The sequence below is a fragment of the Streptomyces sp. NPDC001927 genome (assembly GCF_053594455.1).
This window is the reverse complement of sequence record NZ_JBSFEN010000001.1, coordinates 891,960-908,493: the sequence shown is the minus strand read 5'-3', so window position 1 is coordinate 908,493 and position 16,534 is coordinate 891,960. Positions and strand designations below refer to the sequence as shown.

The window sequence follows — 16,534 nt, the reverse complement described above, 5'->3', positions numbered from 1 at the left end:
CCATGACAGACCGAGAGACCGAACGGCCCGGCGGGTCCGGCCGACTGCTCGCCGTGAGCGACCTGCACGTCTCCCACGCCGAGAACCGCCGCATCGTCGAGGACATGAAGCCGGAGAACGACGGCGACTGGCTGCTCATCGCCGGCGACGTCGGCGAGCTGACCACGGACATCGAGTGGGCCCTGACCCTGCTGCGCGACCGGTTCGCCGAGGTGGTGTGGGCGCCGGGCAACCACGAGCTGTGGACCCACCCGTCGGACCCGGTCCAACTGCGCGGCCAGGCACGCTACGACCACCTGGTCGCCTTCTGCCGCAGCGTCGGCGTGCACACCCCCGAGGACCCGTACCCGGTCTGGCGGGGAGCCGGTGGCCCGGTGACGGTGGCCCCGCTGTTCCTGCTGTACGACTACACCTTCCGCGCGCCCGGACTCACCCAGGAACAGGCGCTGGCCCGCGCCTACGACGCCGGCGTGGTCTGCAGCGACGAGTTCCTGCTGCACCCGGACCCCTACCCGAGCCGCGAGGCCTGGTGCCGCGCCCGCGTCAGCGCGACCGAGGAGCGGCTCGCCGCGTGCGACCCGGAGATCCCCCTCGTCCTGGTGAACCACTTCCCGCTCGTACGGGAGCCCACGTCGGTGCTGTGGTTCCCCGAGTTCGCCCAGTGGTGCGGCACCGAGCTGACCGCCGACTGGCACCGCAGGTTCCGTACCGCGGCCGCCGTCTACGGACACCTGCACATCCCCCGCGACACCACCTACGACGGGGTGCCCTTCATGGAGGTCTCGCTCGGATACCCCCGCGAGTGGGGCAGACGGGGCCTGCCGAAGACGCTGCTGCGCCCGGTGCTCCAGGAGGAGGCGCGCGGATGATCGGCGACATACTCCCGGCCGGCGTGCGGTACGCGGACTCCCGCACCGACCTGACGCACGAGCCGCTCCACCCGGAAGAGGAAGAGCACATCGCCCTCGCCGTCGACACCCGTCGGCGGGAGTTCACCACGACCCGCGCCTGCGCCCGCAAGGCGCTGGCGGGCCTGGGCATCCCCTCCGTACCGATCCTGCCGGGGCAGCGCGGTGCGCCGCGGTGGCCGGCGGGCGTCGTCGGCAGCATGACGCACTGCGTCGGCTACCGCGCCGCGGCGGTGGCCCGCGCCGGGGAGGCCCTGACCATCGGCATCGACGCCGAACCGAACGAACCCCTCCCGGACGGCGTCCTGGAGGCCATCGCGTTCCCGAAGGAGAGCGCGGCCGTCCACGCGCTGGGGCGCACGAACCCGGGCGTGTGCTGGGACAGGCTGCTGTTCAGCGCGAAGGAGTCCGTGTACAAGGCGTGGTTCCCGCTGACCGAGCGGTTCCTCTCCTTCGAGGACGCGACGATCACCTTCGACGTCGAGGGCGACAGCCGGACCGGCACTTCGGGCGGCTTCCACGCCGAGCTCCTCGTCGAAGGCCCCTGGCCGACGGGGCGCCGGATGGCCGGCCGCTGGAGCGTGCGCGACGGACTGCTCGGCACCTCGATCGTCCTGCTCCACAGCACAAGCCAGACGAGGAGAAACACGTGAAGGACCTTGCCGGCGCCATCCTCTCCGGGGAGGCGACCGCCGACGACATCCGCGCGCTGCCGATCCCCGAGAGCTATCGGGGAGTCGTCGTCCGCAAGGACGAGGCCGAGATGTTCGCGGGCATGGACTCCGCGGACAAGGACCCGCGCAAGTCCCTCCACCTGGACGAGGTGCCGGTGCCCGAACTGGGACCCGGCGAGGCGCTGGTGGCGGTGATGGCCAGTTCGATCAACTACAACACCGTGTGGAGCTCGATCTTCGAACCCCTGCCCACCTTCGGCTTCCTGGAGCGCTACGGCAGGCAGCAACCGCAGGGCCGGCGCCACGACCTGCCGTACCACGTCCTCGGCTCCGACCTCGCGGGCGTCGTGCTGCGCACCGGCCCCGGCGTGAACGCCTGGCAGCCGGGCGACGAGGTCGTCGCCCACTGCCTCTCGGTCGAGCTGGAGTCGCCGGACGGGCACAACGACACGATGCTCGACCCCCAGCAGCGCATCTGGGGCTTCGAGACCAACTTCGGCGGTCTGGCCGAGATCGCGCTCGTCAAGTCCAACCAGCTGATGCCCAAGCCCAGGCACCTGACCTGGGAGGAGGCCGCCTCCCTCGGCCTGGTCAACTCGACCGCGTACCGCCAGCTGGTCTCCCGCAACGGCGCCGGCATGAAGCAGGGCGACAACGTCCTGATCTGGGGCGCGAGCGGCGGACTCGGTTCGTACGCCACCCAGTTCGCCCTGGCCGGCGGCGCCAACCCGGTCTGTGTCGTCTCCTCCCCCGAGAAGGCGGAGATCTGCCGGGCGATGGGCGCGGAGGCGGTCATCGACCGCAACGCCGAGGGGTACCGGTTCTGGAAGGACGAGCGCACCCAGGACCCGAAGGAGTGGAAGCGCCTCGGCAAGCGCATCCGCGAACTCACGGGCGGCGAGGACGTGGACATCGTCTTCGAGCACCCGGGCCGCGAGACCTTCGGCGCCTCGGTCTACGTCGCCCGGAAGGGCGGCACGATCGTCACCTGCGCCTCGACCTCGGGCTACCACCACGAGTACGACAACCGCTACCTGTGGATGTCGCTGAAGCGGATCGTCGGCTCGCACTTCGCCAACTACCGCGAGGCGTGGGAGGCCAACCGCCTGGTTTCCAAGGGCAAGATCCACCCCACCCTCTCCAGGACCTATTCCCTGGAGGAGACCGGCCAGGCCGCCTACGACGTCCACCGCAACCTCCACCAGGGCAAGGTCGGCGTCCTCGGCCTCGCCCCCGACGAGGGCCTGGGCGTGCGCGACCCGGAGATGCGCGCGAAGCACATCGACGCCATCAACCGCTTCCGCGCCGTCAGTTGAGGGCGTCGCCCATCTGCTGCTGCCAGTACGTCACCTGGAGCGAGGAGTCGACGTACACGCCCTTGCCGGGGAGCGAGGGGTTCGCGACCGTGCCGTTCCTGAAGGCGACCGTCAGGCTCTTGGTCGTGTAGCCGTGCGTACCGCTGCCGTCCGCGGCCGAGAGGCGGACACCCGCGTAGCCGGACTCGCCCGGGGCGAGGGTGACGACCGCCTGGGGGTGGGTGGACTCGTCCACCGGGGGCACGGACTGGGCCTCGCCGAAGCGGGCGACCGGGTGGCCGAGGAGGTCGCAGTACTTCGTGCCGGTGTTGGTGACGGTGATCAGCAGGTGGTTCAGCGGGCGGGAGACCGGCGTGGCGATGGTCTTGGTCGTGCCGGTGCCGCACTGCGGGTTCCTGGATTCGCCGCCCCCGCCGGAGGAGCCCTTCGCCTCGCCCTGGCCGCCGTTCTCCTTGCCGCCGGACTTCTTCGGCGTGCTCTTCGCCGGCTGCGCCGTCGGGCTCGTGCTCGGCGGCTGCGTGGCGGGCTGCGACGCGGACGGGCTCGCGGTGGGGGTGGAGGTGGCCGTGGAGGAGGCCGAGTCGGCGGTGCCGTGGCTCCGTGCGGAAGTGGCGTCCGTGTCACCACACGCGGTCAGCGAGAGTGCGGCGATAGCGACCGTCGTCGCGGCGAGCAGGCGGGTTCGGGTGATGCGTCCGGACATGAGAGGTCCCCCGGGATGTGCGTGGGTCGAGTGCAGGCCGGCGGCGGGGCCGCTGCGGCGTGCTTGGATGACCAGAGCTTGTGCGAAGATCCGTCCCGCCCGCCACAACCGCCGGGTGGTACGGGACACTGGGACGAAGTCGCGCCGTTGACCTGGGGGGGATGTCGCTCCCTGGGATGCGGGGGCGGGATGCGGGAGAGGATGAAACGGTGGTCGGGGACGAGTTCGCGACGCTTCTGGGACGGCTCAAGGAGCGCTCGGGACTGAGCTACGGCTCGATGGGGAAGCGCCTGCACATGAGCGGTTCCACCCTCCATCGGTACGTCACCGGGGAGGCCGTGCCGACGGACTACGCGCCCGTGGAGCGCTTCGCGCGGCTCTGCAAGGCGACGCCGGACGAGCTCGTCGAGCTCCACCGGCTCTGGGTGCACGCGGACGTGACGCGCCAGCGCAAGGGTTCGGCGCCCGAAGCCGCACCGGCGCCCGCGCCAGCAGCCGCAGCCGCACCGGCAGCCGCAGCCGCGCCGGAACCGGCGCCCGCGCCCGCACCGGCGCCTCAGGCGGAAGCCAAGGCCGAGGACGCGGAATCGGAGGCTTCCGACGACAACGAACTGGTCGTCAGCGGCCCGGCCCCCGCGCCCGACGCCGAGCCCCGCCCCCGGCGCGGGTGGGGTCGGCGTACCGTCGCGATCGCCGGTGCCGCCGTCGTCGCGGCCGTCGTCACGGTGGCCCTCGTGCTGAACGTCCCCAGCGGCGCGGACGGCGACGACAAGCGGGAGACCACGGGCTCCTCGTCCGTCTCCGAGCGCCCGGAGACCGGCGCCGCCACCAAGACCCCGACGCCGTCGGTATCGGGCAAGAGCGGCAGCCCCACCCCGACGCCGTCGGCGCCGAACAGCACGGGCAACGGCGCGGGTACGGGAACGGGCGGGGGCCAAGGGGAGGCCACCGCGCCGACCGTCGCCGCGAACCCGTACAAGTGGGAACACCCGTGCAGCCAGCACTACCTGCTGGACCGGGAGCCCGCGCAGGTCCCCCCGCCGCCCATCGAGGCGGAGGCGCCCGGCTGGGTGGCCTCGCTCGGCGGCGTGACCGGCGGCGACCACCTCCTCGCGCTGACCGTGCAGGGCACCGGGAAGCAGACCGTCGTCCTGGAGGCCCTCCACGTCCGCGTCGAGAAGAAGGGCGCGCCGCTCCCCTGGAACGACTACAGCATGGGCGTCGGCTGCGGCGGTGAGGTGGAGACCAAGTCCTTCGCCGTGGACCTCGACTCCCCGCGCCCCGACCTCACCCCCGTCGCCGGCCAGCGGGACTTCCCGTACAAGGTCAGCGAGTCCGACCCCGAGGTCTTCTACGTGATGGCGAGCGCCCAGGCGCACGACGTGAGCTGGTACATCGAACTGGACTGGTCCAGCGGCAAACAGCGCGGCACGGTCCGCATCGACGACGAAGGCAAGCCGTTCCGTACGAGCGGCAACGTGGGCCGGCCCGGCTACGACCGGCCGCTGGGCTGGAACGAGTGGATCGACCGGCCCGTCGAGGACAACAGCGAGCAGACGCCGTAGGACGGCCGCGTGCCCCGCGTCTCGGACGAGGCGCGGGGCACGCGGCGGGAGTGCGTGGCGTCAGTTGACGGAGTCGAGCTTCTTCCGCTGCTCCTCGGTCAGTTCGAGGTCGACCGCGCCCAGGTTCTCGTCCAGCTGGGCCACCGACGAGGCGCCGACCAGCGGCAGGACCGGGATGTCGCCGCCCATCAGCCAGGCCAGGACCACCTGGTTGACCGTCGCGCCGGTCTCCGCCGCCACCTCGCGGATCGCCTTGAGCCGCGGCTCGGTGCCCGCGTGCTCGAAGCCCGCGCCGAGCGGCTTGTCGTCCCGTACGTACGCGCCCGAGATCAGCGGCGAGTACGAGACCTGGGTGAGCTCGGGGTTGGCGCGCAGGTAGCTGAGCAGATCGCCGCTGACCAGGCCCTGGTTGCCGTCGGGGGAGCGCAGGCTCGGGATGTCCATGCGCTGGCGCAGGTAGCTGTGGTGGTGCTGGAGCACCTCGTAGCCGGGGACGCCGGCCGCGGCGGCCAGGATGCGGGCGCGCTCGACGCGCCAGGCCCAGTGGTTGCTGGCGCCGAGCAGGCCGGCCACGCCGTCCGCGACGACGTCGGCGAAGCCCTGGACGGTCTCCTCCAGCGGGGTGTGCTCGTCCATGATGTGCGCGTACAGCAGGTGGATCTTCTCGATGCCGAGGCGCTCGCGGCTGCGCTCCGAGGACTCGCGGATGACCTTGGCGGAGAGGCCCTCGACGTCCAGGCTGAAGCCCGAGGTGGGCTGGTTGGGGCGGGCGCCCAGCTTGGTGGCGATGGTGATCTCGTCGCCGATGCCCCGGCTCTTCAGCCAGCGGCCGACCAGCTCCTCGCTCTCGCCGCCCTGGGTGCCGTTGACCCAGAACGCGTAGTTGTTGGAGGTGTCGATGAACGTGCCGCCGGCCTCGACGAAGCGGTCGAGGATCGCGTAGGACGTCGCCTCGTCCACGGTGGTGCCGAAGGTCATGGCGCCGAGACTCAGCACACTGACCTCGCGGCGCGTTGCGGGCGAACTTCCGATGACGCGGTACTTCATGACGGACGGTCCTTTCGGATCAGGGGTGGGTGGGTGCGCCGGTGCTGACGGTGTCCGTGCTGCCGGTACGGCCGGCCGGAAGGTCGGCGAGCAGCTCGGACACGATGGCGTCCAGGTGACGTACGAGATAGAAGTGGCCGCCCGCGTACGAGCGCAGCCGGAACGCGCCCGTGGTGTGGGTGCGCCAGGCGAGCGCCTGCGGCTCGTCGACCCGGGGGTCGATGTCGCCGATGAGCGCGGTGACGGGGCAGTCCAGCGGGGTGGCGCCGCGGAAGCGGTACGTCTCCGTGGCCACGTAGTCGCTGCGCACGGCGGGCAGGATCGCGGCGAGCAGCTCGGGGTGGTCGAGCATCCGCTCGTCCGTGCCGCCGAGCAGCTTCATGTCCGCGATGAGCCGCTCGTCGTCGGCGAGGTGCACCGCGCCGGGCGCCGCGATCGAGGGCGCGCGCCGGCCGGAGACGGCGAGCGCGGCGGGCGGGAGGCCCGCGTCGCGGAGCCGGCAGGACACCTCGAAGGCGAGCGAGGCGCCCATGCTGTGCCCGAAGACCGTGAACGGCCGGTCCAGGAAGGTCTCCCGGGCGCCGAGCAGTTCGGCGGTCACCAGGTCGGCCAGCTCGTGCAGGGACTCCACGCACGGCTCGCCGAACCGCTCCTGGCGGCCCGGGTACTGCACGACGAGGACCTCGGCGTGGTCGGCCAGGGCGGCCGAGAGCGGGAAGTAGTACGAGGCGTTGCCGCCCGCGTGCGGGAGGACCAGCAGGCGCGGGGCGCCGGGCGGCGCGGTGTGGAAGCGGCGCAGCCACCGTGACCCGGTCGGCGCGACGGCGGTCCTGGCCGGGGTGGTCGGGCCCGAGGGCGTCGCTCCCGTCGGCGTCACGCCGTCCTCCTCGCCCGGCCGTCGCCGCCGCGGGCGGGGCGGGCGGTGATCGGGATGTGCTTGTAGCCGGAGACGAAGTTGGAGCGCAGCCGCTCGGGGGTGCCGGCGGGCCGGAAGTCCTCGAAGCGGGTGAACAGCTCGTGGTACAGCGTCTTGAGGGTGACGCGGGCGACGCTGTGGCCGATGCAGTAGTGCGGGCCGATGCCGAACGCGAGGTGCTTGTTGGGCTTGCGCCGGATGTCGAACTCGGCTCCGCGCGTGAAGACCCGGTCGTCGCGGTTGGCGGAGCCGAGCCAGACGACGACCGCGTCCCCGGCCTTGATCCGCGTGTTGCGGATCTCGATGTCACGGGTGGCGTACCGCAGGAAGTGGTTGACGGGGGAGGCCCAGCGCAGGGACTCCTCCAGGCCGGTGGCGTCGGCCTCCGGGTGCGCGGCCCAGTCCTGGAGCACGCCGGACTCGATGAACTCGGCCATCACGAAGTTCGGCGCGTGCGGGGTGGTGACGTTCGCGCCGAGCAGCAGGCTGTAGCAGTTGGCGACGATCTCGTCGGGCGCCATGTGCCGGCCCTCGAACTCCGTGGAGATCAGGACGCTCAGCAGATCGTCGCCCAGGTTGTTCCGGCGGAACCGCACCAGGTCCTGGAAGTAGGCGAACAGGTCCCGGTGGGCCGCCTTCAGGGTGACGTCACGGCCACCCGCGTCCTGGTACTCGGGGTCGTCGGCGGCGATGCACACGGTGGTGAGCCGGTTGAGCCAGGACCAGTCCGAGGTCGGCAGGCCCATCATGGTGCCGGTGACCGACATCGGCATCGCCAGCATGGCCTGCGCGAAGTCGAACGTGCCGCCGTCGCCGAGCGGTTCGATGAGCGGGACGACCAGGTCGCGGATCATCTCCCGCTGCCGGTCGACCGACTTGATGGCGAGGGCCTTCTTGAGCCGGCCCTGCATCTCGGTGTGGCGCGGCGGGTCGGTGGCCGCGAGCTGCTTGCCGCTGGCCGGGTCGTCGAGACCCAGCAGGTCGAGCATGGTGCCGCGCTCGGACGTGAACGTCGCGGTGTCGCGCAGGACGCGGTCGGAGTCGTCGAAGCGGACGACGTTCCAGAACCAGCGGTCGGCGTCGACCTCGTGGCGGGTCAGGGTGTCGAGCGCGCGCATCCGCGCCCAGACCGGGTGCGGGTCGCCGTCGCTGTAGAGACCCGGGTCGACCAGGTCGAGGGCGTCGGCGGGGCCGGTGGCGGCCGCGTGCATCGGGCAGCCGGGCGGCGGTACGAGTGACGGTGTGTCGGACGGTGTGGTGGCGTGGACGGTCAAGACCCGTCTTCCTTTCGCCGGGGCGGGCGGTGGGAACGCGCCATGACACGCGGGCTCGCGGCGTACGGAGAGGACGGCGCGGGGCGCGTGTGAGGAGACGGACCACAGGCCACCGGATCGACGACCCGGGGCAGGGTCCTGCGTGGCGCGACGGGGAACCAGCCGGTCTGCGCTCTGCTGCGGCCGGAGAGGGCCGCGCGGGGGGTGGTGCTGATGGCACAACGTACATGACACCGCGCCGAACGTGAAGCGGACCCCGGCGTCCCCTCCCGCGCCCCGGCGTCCCCGGGCCCGCAGGCCCCGGCGTCCCCGGGCCCGCAGGCCCCGGCGCCCCCGGCCTCCGCAGGCCCTCACCCCACCCCCCGGCCGTCCCGTCACTCCGGGGCGTCGTCCAGGAAGCCGCTCTTGGCGATCAGGTAGGCCAGTTGGGCCCGGCTGCGGCTGCCGAAGAGCTCCGCCGCCCACCGCATGTGGTTGGCCACGCTGCGCGTGCTCATGCCGAGCCGGGCGGCGATCGCGTCGTCCGTGTAGCCGTTCACCATGTGCCGCAGGATCGCCCGCCGCACCTCGTCCGTGAGCAGCGGGGGCAACCGCGTGCTGGGGAAGTTGCGCAGCGGCGAGGCCCGCTGCCAGGCGTGCTCGAAGATGCCCACCAGGTACCGGACCACGCCGGGATGCTCCACGGCGAGCGCGATCTCGCTCCGCTCCGAGCTGGGGTCCGGGATGAAGGCGATCTTCCGGTCGCAGACGATCAGCCGGTCGAAGACCTCGTCGAGCGTCCGGACCTCCCCGCCCGCCCGCGCGATGTGCTCGACGTACGTGAGCGTCGGCTGGTGGGAGCGGATCGTGTGCTGGTAGATCGTCCGCTGGGCGACACCCCGCCCGATCGCCTCCAGATCGCTCGCGAGCGCCTTGTCGAGGAGTTCCTGCGGCCGGCCCCCGCCCGGTTGCGCCGTCAGCAGTTCTTCTTCACAGGCGTGCACGGCCGCCGAAAGCGTCGCGCTGATCGCGTCGGCCCCCTGCACGACGCGAATCAGATGCGAATCCCCCTGGCCGTAACTGTCCAGATAGACCTCCTGCGCCTGGGCGATGGAGGCACGCATCGTCGCGAGGGCGTGCTTCTTCTCGTCGATGGCGCGTTCCATACGATCCATCTGCGCCCCGGAGGCCAGCCGAGGCGGGATCGGGGCCAGGTTCCCGTCCGGAACACGCTGGACAAGTCCCAGGTCAAGCAGGCATCGAGGGCATTCGCCCGGCGTCGGCCGGTTCGCCAAGGAGTCCGCGTAGTACTGAAGTCCGTCCGCGCAGATCTCGACGGTGCGATCTTCGCTTCCATTGTCCGATCTCGTGCACATTTCCCCACCCTGCTGGTTTCCGCATTGCAGGATCATCCTCCCCGATCATGGGTGACCCGGCGCGTCAGTACAGCGCATGATTCCGGACGGGGAACCACACAGGTCTAAACCATGCAGCGTCACTTCCGACCACAGTGAAAAGGCAAGGTATAGAGATGTTCAAGCACGTTTCCGTCCGCGCTCTGGCCGTTCTCGCGCTGACGATTCCGGCCATCGCGGGACTGGCCGTCACCACCGACACCGCTCCCGCCGGCACCGTCCAGGCCGACTCCCAGTGGGGCCCGACCCCGCCGCAGACCCCCGTCGCGCCGCTCGACGACTCCCAGTGGGGCTGAGCCGGGCCTGAGCGCCCGCCGCTCCACGTAGCTCCACCTCTCCACGTAGCTCCATCCCACTCACCGCCCCCGCCGAATTCGGAGGTCCATTCGTGCTGCCCGCAGCGCCGTACGGTACGTCACCGACCGGACACGTCTGGTATCCGGCCACGAGGGTGCAGCAAGGCATCTGGGTCCTGGACCGGGACGAGCTGCTGCGCCCCACCCAACTGGTCCCCACGGTCGTCGAGTTCACCGGCCCCGTGGACCACGCGGCGCTGGTCTCGGCGGTCGGACGGTCCCTCTCCCGGCACCCCTCGCTCCGCGCCCGCTTCCGGCTCGACGTCAAGCGCCGCCAGGTCGAGTACACGACCGAAGGCCCGCCGGCCGAGCCCGGCTTCCTCGACGCCGAGGCCGAGGGCTGGACCGAGGAGGAGGTCGACAACCTGGTACGGGCCCTGTGCTCCGCGCCGTTCGACCTCGCGAAGGACGCGCCCGCCCGGGCGGAGGTCATGCGCCTCGGGCCCGAGCGCACCCTCCTCGTCCTCAACGTGCACCACATCATCTTCGACGGGGTCTCCCGCGGCATGCTCCTCGACGACATCGTCGCCCTCTACCGGGCCGCCGTCGACGGGGTCGAACCGCTCCTGAGCACCCCACCGCACCCCGCCTCCGTCGTCGCCGCCCGCGACCCGGACGCGATCGCCGAGCAGGTCGCCGAGGTCGTCGACCGGCTGCGCGGCGCACCCGCCGAGGTGCGTCTGCCCTTCACCCGTACCGCACCCGACGGCACCGAGGAGTCCCTGCTCGGCGCCACCGTCACCACCTCCCTCGACACGGCGACCACCGCCCGGATCATGGAGGTCGCCGCCCGCGAGGGCTGTACGCCCTTCATGGTCGGCGTCGCGCTGCTCGCCGCGACCCTCGCCCGCACCGGGCCCCAGCGGGACTTCCTCATCGCCTTCGCCTGGCCGGGCCGCGACGACCCCGCCACCGCCGACGTGATCGGGATGTTCATGACCACCGTCGTGCTCCGGGTCACCGTCGACGGCGAGGACACCTGGCACGACCTGCTCGCCGGCGTACGGATCAGCGGCATGGAGGCCTTCGTCGACAGCGACGTACCCCTCGACGCGGTCTCCGCCGCCCTCAACCCCGACCGCAACGCCCTGTGGCCGCCACTGTCGCCGGTCCTGGTCAACCTCGACGAGGCGCCCCGGTCCCTGGACCTGGTCCCCGGCACCGCCGGCCGGCTGCGCCCGCTCGACCCGATGTTCATCAAGTACGACCTGGCCCTGTTCGTCCGTCTCGAGGACACGCCCGACGGACGGCGGCTCGGGCTGTCCCTGGACTACCCGGTCCATGTGTTCGGCACCGGCGAGGTCCAGGACTTCCTCAACGCTCTGCGGCGCAGCGCCGCGGACCTCGCCACCTTCCCGGAGAATCCCGTGCTCGAAGAGTCCGTACGCCCCCACGCCACCGCCCCGGCCGTCGACCTGGACGACCCGGAGGCCCGCCTCGAACTCGTACGTTCCATCTGGCGCGAGGTCCTGGAGACCGACGAGGTCGCCGACGACGTCAGCTTCTTCGAGTCCGGCGGCGACTCGCTGCTCCTGGTCCTCCTCGTGGAGCGCCTCGGCCAGGTCTCCGGTCGCGAGGTCCGCACCATGGACCTGTTCCGCTCGCCCACCGTCGAGGGCCAGGCCGAGCTGATCGCCGCCGCCGCTGCCCCGGCCGCCGCCCCCGGCGCCGGCGGCGACCGTGCCGCGCTCCTCGCCGCCGCCCGCACCCAGTCCACCGGAGCCGCCCGATGACGGCCCGGGCGCTGGCCGCCGAGGTCCTCGACCTCCCGGACGGCCCGGACGCCTTCGGCGACGAGAGCTTCATCTCCCTCGGCGGCGACTCGCTGCGCGCCATGCGCCTCGCGGCCGTCCTGCAGGAGCGGCTCGGACTGCGCGTCGCCATCATGGACCTCCTCGGCGAGGCCCCCCTCGGGCAGGTGCTCGACGGCGCCACGCCCGTCGCCCCCGCCGAGGCGGCCTCCGCCGAACTGCTCACCGGCAGCGCCGAGCAGGCCCTCACGCCCGCCCAGCGCGGCATGTGGCTGATCGAGCGGGTCGCCGGCGGCTCCCCGTACAACCTGGTCTTCCACTGCTTCACCGAGGGCGGCCGGCTCGACCGCGACCTCCTCACCAAGGCCATCGCCGCCACCGTCGCCCGCCACGAGGGGCTGCGCACCGTCTTCCGCGAGACCCACGACGACGTGGTCCAGGAGATCCTGCCCGCGCACACCCCCGAACTCGTCACGCACACCTACGTCGGCCCGGCGGAGGCCTTCGAGAACCAGGTCCGCCGCGAGGGCGCCGCCCTCGGCCGCGAGCCCTTCGACCTGGCGGCCGCCCCCGCCTACCGGTTCGGCCACTGGGCCCCCGCCGCCGCCGAGGACGAGCGCGGTGCCCTCGTCCTCGCGGCGCACCACATGGTCCTCGACGGCTACGCCGTCGGACACCTGCTGCGCGAGATATTCGAGACGTACGCCGAACTCGCCGCCGAGGCCGACCAGGTCGGCCAGGCCGCACCCCGCGACCTCGGCACCCCGCTGGCCGCCCTCCGCCGGCACCAGGAGGAGGCCCGCGCCCGCGGCGCCTGGGACGAGCAGGCCGCGTTCTGGCGCTCCCACCTCGACGGCGTGCCGTCCGTCCTCGAACTCCCCGCCGACCAGCAGCGCCCGGCCGTCCAGGACGGCGCCGGCGACCGCCTCGGCCTCGACCTCGGCCCCGGCGTCACCGAGCGGGTCGCCGCACAGGCCCGCGCCCTCGGCATCACCCCGTACGCCTTCCTGCTCGGCGCCTTCGGCCTCACCCTGGCCCGCCGCACCGGCGCCCGCCGCCTCCTGGTCGGCGTACCGCTGCTGGGCCGCGGCACCTCCGAACTGCGCCGGCTCGTCGCCGTCGCGGGCAACCTCGTGCCGGTCCGCGTCGACGTGGACGACGACCTCGACGTCGCCGACTACCTGCGCGGGGTGCACCGTTCGCTCGGCGCCGCCATCGACGCCGGCGACCTGCCCTTCGAGGAGCTCGTCGCCCGCCTCGGCGTCGAGCGCAGCCTCGGCTGCCACCCGCTCGTCCAGGTCTGCTTCGGCATGCACGACCAGCTCGTCCCGCGCGAGCTGACCGCCGGACCGCTGCGCGTCCGCGTCGAGGAGGGCCACGGCGGCGGCTCCCAGTTCGACCTGACGATGCTCATCGGCCACGCCGACCCGTCGTACGCCGGCCACCTGGAGTACGCGACGAGCGTCTGGCGCCAGGCCGAGGCGGAGGCGTTCGTCGCCGACTTCCGCGCCGCCGTCGGCCAGCTCGCCGACGCGCCCGACGCCCGGCTCGAGGACGTCCGGGGCATCTCCGTGGAGAGCCGCGCGCTCCTGGACGAGATCAACGAGAGCGGCCGGGACTTCCCCGTCACCTCCCTCGACGCCCTCTTCCGCGAGGTGGCCGCGCGCGAGCCCGGCGCCGTCGCCGTCCGCGACGCCGCCCACACCCTGACGTACGGCCAGCTGGTCGAGGCCGCCGCCGAGCAGGCCCGGCTGCTGCTCGCGGCGGGGGTACGGCCCGGTGACCGGGTCCTCGTCGGAGTGGACCGCTCGGTCGCCGAGGCCGTCGCCGTCCTCGGTGTGGCCTGGGCGGGTGCCGCGTACGTCGGCATCGACCCCGCGCTGCCCGACAGCCACGTGACGAAGATCCTGGAGCGGGCGCAGCCGACCGCGGCCCTCACCGGACCCGTCGACTCCGCCGTGGCCGAGCGCTTCGCAGGGCTCGGCGTCCCCGCCGTCGCGACCTGGGAGGCCGACTGGCAGCCCGCCGCGCCCGACGCCGTGCCGACCCCGCCCGCCGACCCGGCGCGCCTCGCGTACGTCGCCTTCACCTCCGGCTCCACCGGGCAGCCCAAGGGCGTCTGCGTACCGCACCGGGCCGTCATACGCCTGGTCCACGAGGCCGGTTACGTCCGCCTCGGCGCGGGCGAGCGGATGCTGCGGCTCTCCCCGCTCTCCTTCGACGCCTCCACCCTGGAGCTGTGGGGCGCGCTGCTCACCGGCGCCTCCCTCGAAGTGCACCCGGCGGGGCTCGCCTCGCCGACCGAGCTGGGCGCCTTCCTCCAGGAGCGCGGGGTCACCGTCGCCTGGCTGACCGCCGGACTCTTCCGCCTGGTCGAGGAGTTCGCCCCGGACTCCTTGGGCGGCCTGCGCCAGCTCCTCACCGGCGGCGACGTCGTGCCCCACGAGCACACCGCCCGGCTGCTCGCCCGGCACCCCGGCATCGTCCTCACCAACGGGTACGGCCCGACCGAGAACACCACCTTCACCACCACCCACTCGGTGGCACGCGTGGAGGACGTCGACGGCCCGCTGCCCATCGGCCGCCCGGTCCCCGGCACCCGCGTGTACGTCCTCGACGCCCGGCGCCGCCAGCTGCCGCCCGGCGCGGTCGGCGAGCTGTACACCAGCGGCGCCGGCCTCGCCGACGGCTACCTCGGCGACGAGAAGGAGACGGCCCGCGTCTTCGGGAACCTCTCCCCGGACGTGCCCGAGCGCCTCTACCGGACCGGCGACCTCGTCCGCGTCGACACCAGCGGCCGCGTCCGCTTCCTCGGCCGCGCCGACGACCAGGTCAAACTGCGGGGCTACCGGGTCGAGTTGAGCGCCATCAGCGACGTCCTCGCCGCGCACGCCGAGGTGCAGGACGCCGTGGTGATCGTGACCGACGGCGACGGCGCCGACAAGCGGCTCGTGGCCGCCGTGGTCCTCGCACCGGGCGCGACCGTCGACGCGGTCGGCCTGCGCGAGCTGCTCGCGGAGAACCTGCCCTCCTACATGGTCCCGAACCTGTGGGCCGTGGTGGACCGGCTGCCGGTGACCGCCAACGGCAAGGTCGACCGGCGCGCCCTCGCGGCGGTGGCGGGACCGGCGAAGCGGTCGGCCGCTCCGGTGCCCGCCCCGGCTCCGGTCGAGGCGGAGCCGGTCGCTCCGGCACCGGCCGGGGTGGATCTGGCACGCATCGCCGCGCTGTTCGACGGCGTCATCGACGGCGACCCCCTCACCGAGGTCACCGAGGAAACCGACTTCTTCATGGTCGGCGGCAACTCCCTCGGCGCCGTACGCCTGATGCGCAAGGTCAAGCAGGAGCTGGGCGCGAACGTACGGCTGCGGGACTTCCTGCTGTCGCCCACGCCCGCCGGGCTGAACGCCCTCATCGAGAAGGCCGCGGAGTGATGACCCGTACCGCGGCACCGGTCCCGGCGCCGTCCCTCGCGGACGGCGTCCGGGCGCCGGAGTGGGACGAAGGACTCGACTGCTGGGTCGTCGCCGACCCGCGCCTGGCCCAGCAGGTCCTCAACCACCCCGGCTTCGCCTCAGGGACCTTCGAGCGCTCCTTCCAGCTCTACATGACGGACGCGGCCCGCGCCGAGTACCGGGAGCTCACCGAGTTCCTGCGGCTCTGGTTCGTCCAGGCCGACGCCCCCGAGCACACGGCGCTGCGGCGCCCGGTCCAGCGGATGCTGTCGGCCTCGTACGTACGGTCTCTCGCGGCGCGCATCGAGGAGATCACGGACGAGTGCCTGACCGAACTGGCCGCCGCCGACCGCCCGCAGGACCTCGTGCCGGCCGTCGCCGAGGGCATCTCGGGCAAGGTCATGGCGCACGTCGTCGGCGTCGACGTGGACCCGCCCGTCCTGCACCGCTGGTCGCGGACCCTGTCGCTGTTCATCGGCGCCATGTACCGCCGCGACCACGCGCTGGCCGCGCACCAGGTGATGGAGGAGATGGCCGAGGCGCTCGCCGGCGCCCGCGCCCTGGAGGGCTTCCCCACCGACACCCCGGAGGACCGGGCCCGGACCACCGCGACCTGGGCCATGTGCCTCTTCGGCGGCCTGGAGACCACGGCCTCGCTGCTCGGCTCCACGGTCCTGACCGCCCTCGGCGACCAGGCCCTCTGGGAGACCGTCAAGCGCGACGAGCCGGGCGCGGTCACCGGGCTCGTCGAGTCGGTGCTCGTCCGCAAGCCGCCGCTGCGGCACCTCGGCCGGGTCGTCGCGTACGACCAGGAGTTCGCGGGCGCGCGGCTGAGCGAGGGGGACCTCGTCCTGGTGAGCCTGACGGGACAGGGGCCGCTCGACGAGATCGAGGAGGAAGTCCCGGCGGCCGTTTGTCCGGTGACCGGAGCGGTCGCGGCTCCCGGTCCGGTCCCCGCCGCGCTCGCGGACGGGGAGCGGAACCTCGTCTTCGGCCACGGTCCGCACTACTGCGTCGGCGCGCCGCTGGCCCGCCTGGAGGCGGCCGTCCTGCTGCGCCGCCTGGCCGCGCGGTTCCCGCACGCCCGGCTGTCCGAAGAGGCCGCCGTCTGGGGCCCCAACCTCAGCTACGTCGGTCTCGACCACCTGTACGTCGACCTGGGAGGAGAGGTCTGA

13 protein-coding genes are annotated in these 16,534 nt (G+C 72.9%); 8 read left to right on the top strand and 5 right to left on the bottom strand.

Annotation, left to right across the window (positions count from 1 at the left end; all coding sequences use genetic code 11):
• Positions 1-2 precede the first annotated feature (2 nt).
• Genes ACWCO8_RS03790 through ccrA form a run of 3 tightly spaced genes read left to right on the top strand, consistent with a single transcriptional unit; the run spans position 3 to position 2,898 of the window.
• Positions 3-869, top strand: coding sequence for a metallophosphoesterase family protein (locus ACWCO8_RS03790; RefSeq protein WP_451030752.1), 867 nt, complete (start codon positions 3-5; stop codon positions 867-869).
• Complete coding sequence (locus ACWCO8_RS03785) at positions 866-1,561, top strand: 4'-phosphopantetheinyl transferase family protein (RefSeq protein ID WP_451030751.1); 696 nt, start codon at positions 866-868, stop codon at positions 1,559-1,561. The genes ACWCO8_RS03790 and ACWCO8_RS03785 overlap by 4 nt, the downstream gene beginning before the upstream one ends.
• Complete coding sequence (gene ccrA, locus ACWCO8_RS03780) at positions 1,558-2,898, top strand: crotonyl-CoA carboxylase/reductase (protein WP_451030750.1); 1,341 nt, start codon at positions 1,558-1,560, stop codon at positions 2,896-2,898. Before ACWCO8_RS03785 ends, ccrA begins: the two co-directional genes overlap by 4 nt.
• Here the strand turns inward: ccrA and ACWCO8_RS03775 are convergent.
• Positions 2,891-3,601, bottom strand: a complete 711-nt coding sequence (locus ACWCO8_RS03775) for a DUF4232 domain-containing protein (protein WP_451030749.1) — start codon at positions 3,599-3,601, stop codon at positions 2,891-2,893. The genes ccrA and ACWCO8_RS03775 overlap by 8 nt on opposite strands.
• Before the next feature lie 209 nt (positions 3,602-3,810).
• Between ACWCO8_RS03775 and ACWCO8_RS03770 the strand changes: the two genes are divergently transcribed.
• Positions 3,811-5,166: a helix-turn-helix domain-containing protein gene (locus tag ACWCO8_RS03770; RefSeq protein ID WP_451030748.1), complete on the top strand. Its 1,356-nt coding sequence runs from the start codon at positions 3,811-3,813 to the stop codon at positions 5,164-5,166.
• Positions 5,167-5,226: 60 nt separating this feature from the next.
• Here ACWCO8_RS03770 and ACWCO8_RS03765 read toward each other — a convergent pair whose 3' ends face one another.
• The 4 genes from ACWCO8_RS03765 to ACWCO8_RS03750 all read right to left on the bottom strand — a co-directional run bounded on the left by ACWCO8_RS03765 (position 5,227) and on the right by ACWCO8_RS03750 (position 9,548).
• The gene (locus tag ACWCO8_RS03765; RefSeq protein ID WP_451030747.1) at positions 5,227-6,213 is read right to left on the bottom strand and encodes an aldo/keto reductase; all 987 of its coding nucleotides are present in this window, start codon (positions 6,211-6,213) and stop codon (positions 5,227-5,229) included.
• A gap of 19 nt (positions 6,214-6,232) precedes the next feature.
• On the bottom strand, positions 6,233-7,090 hold the full coding sequence (locus tag ACWCO8_RS03760; RefSeq protein ID WP_451030746.1) for a thioesterase II family protein: 858 nt from the start codon (positions 7,088-7,090) through the stop codon (positions 6,233-6,235).
• Complete coding sequence (locus ACWCO8_RS03755) at positions 7,087-8,403, bottom strand: cytochrome P450 (protein WP_451030745.1); 1,317 nt, start codon at positions 8,401-8,403, stop codon at positions 7,087-7,089. The genes ACWCO8_RS03760 and ACWCO8_RS03755 overlap by 4 nt, the downstream gene beginning before the upstream one ends.
• Positions 8,404-8,777: 374 nt before the next feature.
• Positions 8,778-9,548, bottom strand: a complete 771-nt coding sequence (locus tag ACWCO8_RS03750) for a LuxR C-terminal-related transcriptional regulator (protein WP_362016309.1) — start codon at positions 9,546-9,548, stop codon at positions 8,778-8,780.
• Between the two features lie 365 nt (positions 9,549-9,913).
• On the opposite strand from ACWCO8_RS03750, the gene ACWCO8_RS03745 reads away from it, so the two are divergent.
• From ACWCO8_RS03745 to ACWCO8_RS03730, 4 genes are all read left to right on the top strand, one after another.
• Positions 9,914-10,093, top strand: a complete 180-nt coding sequence (locus ACWCO8_RS03745) for a hypothetical protein (protein ID WP_362016311.1) — start codon at positions 9,914-9,916, stop codon at positions 10,091-10,093.
• A 92-nt stretch (positions 10,094-10,185) separates the two neighbouring features.
• Positions 10,186-11,886: a condensation domain-containing protein gene (locus ACWCO8_RS03740; RefSeq protein ID WP_451030744.1), complete on the top strand. Its 1,701-nt coding sequence runs from the start codon at positions 10,186-10,188 to the stop codon at positions 11,884-11,886.
• A complete protein-coding gene (locus tag ACWCO8_RS03735) occupies positions 11,883-15,338 on the top strand; it encodes a non-ribosomal peptide synthetase (RefSeq protein ID WP_451030743.1) in 3,456 nt (1,151 codons plus the stop codon). The genes ACWCO8_RS03740 and ACWCO8_RS03735 overlap by 4 nt, the downstream gene beginning before the upstream one ends.
• Positions 15,338-16,534: a cytochrome P450 gene (locus ACWCO8_RS03730; RefSeq protein ID WP_451030742.1), complete on the top strand. Its 1,197-nt coding sequence runs from the start codon at positions 15,338-15,340 to the stop codon at positions 16,532-16,534. The genes ACWCO8_RS03735 and ACWCO8_RS03730 overlap by 1 nt, the downstream gene beginning before the upstream one ends.

Bases quoted from the DNA above. Each gene is read 5' to 3' on its own strand.
- ACWCO8_RS03790 (WP_451030752.1), top strand. From the start codon at position 3: ATGACAGACCGAGAGACCGAACGGCCCGGCGGGTCCGGCCGACTGCTC.
- ACWCO8_RS03785 (WP_451030751.1), top strand. From the start codon at position 866: ATGATCGGCGACATACTCCCGGCCGGCGTGCGGTACGCGGACTCCCGC.
- ACWCO8_RS03775 (WP_451030749.1), bottom strand. From the start codon at position 3,601: ATGTCCGGACGCATCACCCGAACCCGCCTGCTCGCCGCGACGACGGTC.
- ACWCO8_RS03765 (WP_451030747.1), bottom strand. From the start codon at position 6,213: ATGAAGTACCGCGTCATCGGAAGTTCGCCCGCAACGCGCCGCGAGGTC.
- ACWCO8_RS03750 (WP_362016309.1), bottom strand. From the start codon at position 9,548: ATGGAACGCGCCATCGACGAGAAGAAGCACGCCCTCGCGACGATGCGT.
- ACWCO8_RS03745 (WP_362016311.1), top strand. From the start codon at position 9,914: ATGTTCAAGCACGTTTCCGTCCGCGCTCTGGCCGTTCTCGCGCTGACG.
- ACWCO8_RS03735 (WP_451030743.1), top strand. From the start codon at position 11,883: ATGACGGCCCGGGCGCTGGCCGCCGAGGTCCTCGACCTCCCGGACGGC.
- ACWCO8_RS03730 (WP_451030742.1), top strand. From the start codon at position 15,338: ATGACCCGTACCGCGGCACCGGTCCCGGCGCCGTCCCTCGCGGACGGC.